A 5,452-nucleotide genomic window follows, 5' to 3' on the forward strand; every position below is an offset into this window, starting at 1 on the left:
TCGAAAGACTGTTTCGCGCTGCGTAAAAGAATGTCGGTAGTGTTCAGGTTTTCTGCTTCGGTGCGCAGCGCCTGGTCGCTTTTCCATACTTCCAGCATTACCTGCTGCTCGATATTCTCCAGGTCGGCCTGCCTGCTTTCGGCTTGCGCCTGCGCACCGCGCACCTTGTATTTGCGGCCGAAACCGTCGAACAAAGGAATGCTGACTTGCAGGCCGATGCTGCGGCTGGTGATGGTTTGTTTGGAGGATACCTGGTTGATCGGCGTGTCGTTGCGGTCGCCGGTGGCGAACAATGACAGCGTCGGCCGGCCTTCGGCGCGGGCGGCATCGACTTGCGCCTGGGCGGATTTCAATTGCGCCTGCGCCGCCAGTATTTTCGGATGGGCGCGCACCGCATCGGCGATCAGGTTGTCGGCGGCTTGCTGCAGCAAAGGTGCGTCGGTAGCTTGCAAGCCCAGGTCGGCCAGCGCCAGCGGAATATTCGGCCGCAGGCCCATGACGATGGCCAGGGTGCCGAGCGCGCTTTGCAGGTCGCCTGCCGCCTGCGCCCGTTTCAGGCTTGCCTGTGCATAGGAAGTTTGCGCCTGCAGTTTGTCAGCAAGGGCGCCGGCGCCGGCCTGGTATTTGGCTTCGCTGGCCTTGTAGCTCTGTTGTGCCGCCAGTTCGGCATCGGCGGTTGCGCTCAGCATCGCTTGCGCTGCCTGCGCCTGGTAAAAGCTTTGCACGGTATTGAGGAACACAGTCTGCAGGACATCGTCCTGCGTCGCGCTGGCCGCGTTCAATAACTGCCGCGCATTTTCCAGGTTGGCGGCGCGCAGTCCGGAATCGTACAGCACCCAGTTCAAGCTCAGGTTGGCATTGCTGCTGTGGGTTTTGAGCGATGAATTACTCTCTGGAAAATCCGGATAACTATAACGATTATCGGCTTTGCTCCAGCTGCCGGCGGCGGTCAAGGTTGGCAGGTAAGCGGCGCGACTCACGCCCAGCGCGGCTGTCTGCACCTTGACATTGGCCCAGGCCTGGCGCGTCTGCGGATTGCGGCAGAGCGCGCGTTCGACCGCGTCCAGCAAGGTCAGCGGGACCGGCAGCTGCGCATCGAATCCGCAACTGCTGGTGAGCGTGGCAGCCGGCGTGCCCGAGAGATCGTTTGCTGTCCGCAGCGGATCGGACCAGATCGATTCCGCGCAGGCCGGTGCGGAGATGGCTGCAGTCAGCGCCAGCAGCGGCAAGGCGTTTTTCAGCGAAATCATTGTGCCGGCGTCGCGTCCGCCGGTTCCGCCTCGGCCGGCGGCAACAGGTCGTCGACTACCTTGCCGCCGACCAGCACGATGGCGCGGTCGGCGCTGCTGATCGTTTCGGGGCGATGCGCCACGATCACGCGCGTGATATCGATGGATTTGATGGCCGTGTTGACCAGCTGCTCGCGTTCGATATCCAGGTGGCTGGTAGCCTCGTCGAGAAACAGGATCTGCGGCCGCTTGTAAAGTGCGCGCGCCAGCAGCACCCGTTGCTTCTGGCCGCCCGAGAGGATGGACCCCATGTCGCCGACCAGCGTGTTGTAGCCCATCGGCATGGCTGCGATATCCTGGTGGATCGCAGCCATGCGGGCGCAGTCCGCGATCCAGGCACGGTCGGCCTGGGGATCGAAAAAGCTGATGTTGTCGGCCAGCGAACCGGCAAACAGCACATCGTCCTGCAGCACCGTGCCGATCATCTGGCGCAAGGTGTCCAGCCCGACCTGGCTGACATTGCGGCCGCCGATCAGCACTTCGCCCTGGGTCGGCGCCAGTATCCCCAGCAGGATATTGATCAGCGTTGTCTTGCCGCCGCCGGACGGTCCGACGATGGCGACTGATTCGCCGGCGGCGATGCGGAAAGAAACATCGTCCAGCACGTACGGCTCCTGTTCGGCATAACGGAAGCGCAAGCCGCGCACTTCCAGGGACGGCATCAGAGCTGTCTCACGCTCATCCAGATTTCGAGCGTGCGTCGTTTCAGGTCGATGAAGCACGATATCGGCCAGCCGTTCACCTTGCAATTGCAGCATCTTGACTTCGACGAACTTGTCGATCAGGGAGCTGACGCGTTCGTTGAACTGCCCCTTGTAGGCGTTGAACGCCATCAAGGCGCCCACCGTGAAATTGCCGTCCATGACCAGCCTGGCGCCGAGCCAGATGATCAGGATGTTTTCGATGCCGAACAGCACGCCGTTGAGCGACTTGTAGAGCAGGCTCAGTTTCTGCGTGCGCAGGTCGGCATTGACCTGGTCCACCAGCAGGCTCAGCCAGGTGGCGCGGCGCTCGTCCTGGCGCTGGAACAGCTTGATGGTCTTGACGCCGCGAATGGTTTCCAGGAAATGGGTCTGCTGTTTGGCGGCGTGGATGATTTCTTCTTCGGTGGCGTGCCGCAGCGGCGCAAACCAGGCCCAGCGCCCCAGGCCGTACAAGGCCATCGCTGCAATCGCGACCAACGCCAGCAGCGGGCTGTAGATGAACATCAGCGCCAGCGTGACGATGGTCATCACCCCATCCAGGATCGCCTCCAGGAACGAGGTGGTCAGCGTGTGCTGGATGACGCCGACGGCGCCGAAGCGCGACACCACGTCGCCCAGGTGGCGTTTTTCGAAATAGGCCACCGGCAGCCGCAGCAGATGCGTGAACACATTTGCCCGCCATTGCACATTGAGCGTAGTGCTCATGTACATCAGGACCCAGCTGCGGGTAATGGCGACCGCCTGCTGCATCAGCATCAGCAAGCCGAAACCCAGGGCCAGCGTCGTCAGCAAGTCGCGGTCGGCGGAGACCAGCACATTGTCAATTACCCATTGCATGAAAAACGGACTGACTACCGCAAAGATTTCCAGCGCCGCCGAGAGTAATAATATTTGAGAGAAGGAACGATACAAGCCGGTTACGCGACCCAGCAAACTGCGTAAGCGCACTATCTGTTTTTCTTCCGCCGGCTTGAAGCCGGGATTAGGCCACAATTCAAGCGCCACGCCGGTAAAGGCCTTAGCTGCTTCATCCATCGACAGCTTGCGGATGCCAAAGGCCGGATCGCAGATCGTCACCGAACGCGGACCAACCTCTTGCAGTACCACGAAGTGATTGAAATTCCAGTGCAGGATACACGGCAGCTTGAGCTGCGCCAGGTCGTTGAGATCGAGTTTCAGCGGACGAGTCGCCAGTTCTAGCTGGCCGGCGATGGCGATCAGGTCGCGCAGGGTCGAGCCCTTGAGCGAGATCGGGAAGCGGCGGCGTAATGTCGCCAGGTCGGTGCGGTAACCGTAATAGCCGGCCAGCATGCCGAGGCAGGCGAGGCCGCATTCCGTGGCTTCGGTTTGCAGCATCAGCGGCAAGGTCGGCGCCAGGCCGAAAGAAAGTCGGTTGAGCATGGTCAGAGTTTACCGGTCAGGCTGTAGAGAGGTTCCAGCACCCATTCATAGAGCCGAAGCTTTTCTTGCCGGACATCGGCTTCCAACAGCATGCCGGCCTGCAGCGCCTGCGGCTTGCCGTAGGCTGTGACTTGCTGCGACGCCAGCCTGACATCGATCCGGTACATCGGTTCGCTGTTGTTGCTGGCGGATGTACCGATGGTATTCAATTCATTGTTGGGCAATGCAGTCTTCGCTACTGACACCACCACGCCTTTCTGGTGGCCGAATTTCTGGTAGGGATAGGCATGGTAGCGGATCAGCACCTGGTCGCCTGGTCGCACGAAGCCGATGGCGCGGCTGGGCGCATACAGCTCGGCGTGCAATGCGGTCCCGGCCGGCACGATGCTCACCAGCGGCCGGTTGCCGTCGACCGACTGGCCGGCATCGGCAATCACTGCGGTGGCGATGCCGGCTCCGGGGGCGGTGAGGACGATGCGCCGCTTGGCTTCGCTTTCGGTCAGTTCCTGGCCGGTGCTGGTGAGGGTGCGGTCGATCTGCGCCAGCAGGTTCTGCTGCTTCAGGGACAGGCCGCTCAGTTCGGTTTGCTGCGCTGAAAATTCGCGGCCGACAGTGATGCGGTCGCGCTCCATGCTTTGCTGGCGGTTCTTCTGGTCAAGCAGCTCTTCCTGCTTTTGCTGGAATTGTTCTTTCGAGATGTAGTCTTGCTGCAGCAAGCCCTGGTAACGCTGCAAGGCTTCCTGCGCCAACTTGACGCGGTCCCGCTGGCCGGCGATCTGGTTGTCCAGCTTGGCCAGTTCATTGCCGAGTGCGGCAATTTTGTTGTTCAGGCCGGCACGCTCTTCCTGCTGCAGCTGCCGCGTCTTTTGCATTTCATCGCGCAAGCTGGCCTGGCGCTGTTCAACCTGGCTGCTGATCGCTGCCTGGGTCGCGCCCAAGGTGCTGCTCTGGCGTTCGCTGGACAGCACGTACAGCACTTCGCCGGCCTTGACCTGCTGGCCTTCCTTGACATGCTGTTCGATGACGATGCCGGCCTGCGGCGCATAGACCTTGATCAGGCCGGCAGCCGGGATCAGCTGGCCGCTGACGGTGCTGTGCCTGGTGTAGCTGCCCCAGGCCAGGAAGGAGCAGACCATCACCGCCAGCAGCACGGCAAAAGTAGTCAGGAAGGTGTATGAAAGCGGACGTACCAGGACAATGTCGCCTAGCCACCTGGTCTGTTGTGCGGCAAGCGCTTGATCGCGGAATAAACTCATATTCTTCTTGTAGTGAAAGAACACGGCGGGAGATGCCGTGTTCTTTCAGGAATTGCTTTTTACGGGACAACCGGAACTGGCGGCTTAGGCGGGGTCGGTGGTGTTGGACGGATGCAGTTTCTTTGCGGGGCAGGACGCCAGCTTCTGAAATAACTGAACCAGAAACAACCGCCGCTTACTTCGTCGATTTCCTTCATGGACAACTGCTGAATAGCCATACTCGCTCCTTAATGTTAAGAAAATGCTGCTAGCGGCGACACCTTTGCCGCATAGCGAGACAAACGTGCAACAACATTGAGTCTTAGGCCGTGTTGAGATGCTAAAAAATCAATTAATTATTGCAGCGGCATTATTAACGTCCAGTGCTTGAAGTGGCAATCTGAAAATTATAAAAATAACAATTGTTGACAATTTCTTACTTGAAATGTGGGGGAGCCGGCCATAGCGGCATGAGGGGGCGCGCAATCCTGTTCCCGGCAAAGTTGCCGGGCAGGCGTCAAAAACCGGAAGGGCCGCATATGCGGCCCTTCCGGTCTCCCTGCCTGCGCGCAACCACGTCGATCGCGCTTGGTGAGTTCTATCTGCGGCTGGTCATCTCGCGCGCACGTTGCATGTCGCGATCGAAATTCATGCGGGCATCCTTGCGGCAATCGCCGGCTGCGCGGCCGCGCTGCGCACGGCAGTCGTTGAGGGCTTGCGCATAGGCGTTGGTATTTTCTTTTTTCATGGTCTGGAAACGCGCTTGCGGGGTCCGGTCCTCGACCCGCCAGCGCGGCGGGTCTTTGTACTGCACGTTTTCTTC

General features: G+C 60.3%; 4 protein-coding genes. All 4 read right to left on the reverse strand.

Annotated elements, in window-relative coordinates; genetic code table 11:
* Nucleotides 1–1,250 (reverse strand): TolC family protein (locus JWQ61_RS02960; RefSeq protein WP_304359195.1); only part of this gene is annotated, 1,250 nt, incomplete at its 3' end.
* Complete coding sequence (locus JWQ61_RS02965; protein ID WP_304359198.1) at nucleotides 1,247–3,400, reverse strand: peptidase domain-containing ABC transporter; 2,154 nt, start codon at nucleotides 3,398–3,400, stop codon at nucleotides 1,247–1,249. The genes JWQ61_RS02960 and JWQ61_RS02965, both read right to left, overlap by 4 nt.
* Nucleotides 3,397–4,650: an HlyD family secretion protein gene (locus JWQ61_RS02970; RefSeq protein ID WP_304359196.1), complete on the reverse strand. Its 1,254-nt coding sequence runs from the start codon at nucleotides 4,648–4,650 to the stop codon at nucleotides 3,397–3,399. The genes JWQ61_RS02965 and JWQ61_RS02970 overlap by 4 nt, the downstream gene beginning before the upstream one ends.
* A 577-nt stretch (nucleotides 4,651–5,227) precedes the next feature.
* Nucleotides 5,228–5,452 (reverse strand): hypothetical protein (locus JWQ61_RS02975; protein WP_304359197.1); only part of this gene is annotated, 225 nt, incomplete at its 5' end.

Source organism: Collimonas fungivorans, from assembly GCF_028292705.1.
GTDB classification, from domain to species: Bacteria; Pseudomonadota; Gammaproteobacteria; order Burkholderiales; family Burkholderiaceae_D; genus Collimonas; species Collimonas fungivorans_B.

What these genes read in the sequence shown, in the direction of transcription:
- JWQ61_RS02970 (WP_304359196.1), bottom strand. Translation starts at nt 4,650, where the DNA reads ATGAGTTTATTCCGCGATCAAGCGCTTGCCGCACAACAGACCAGGTGG.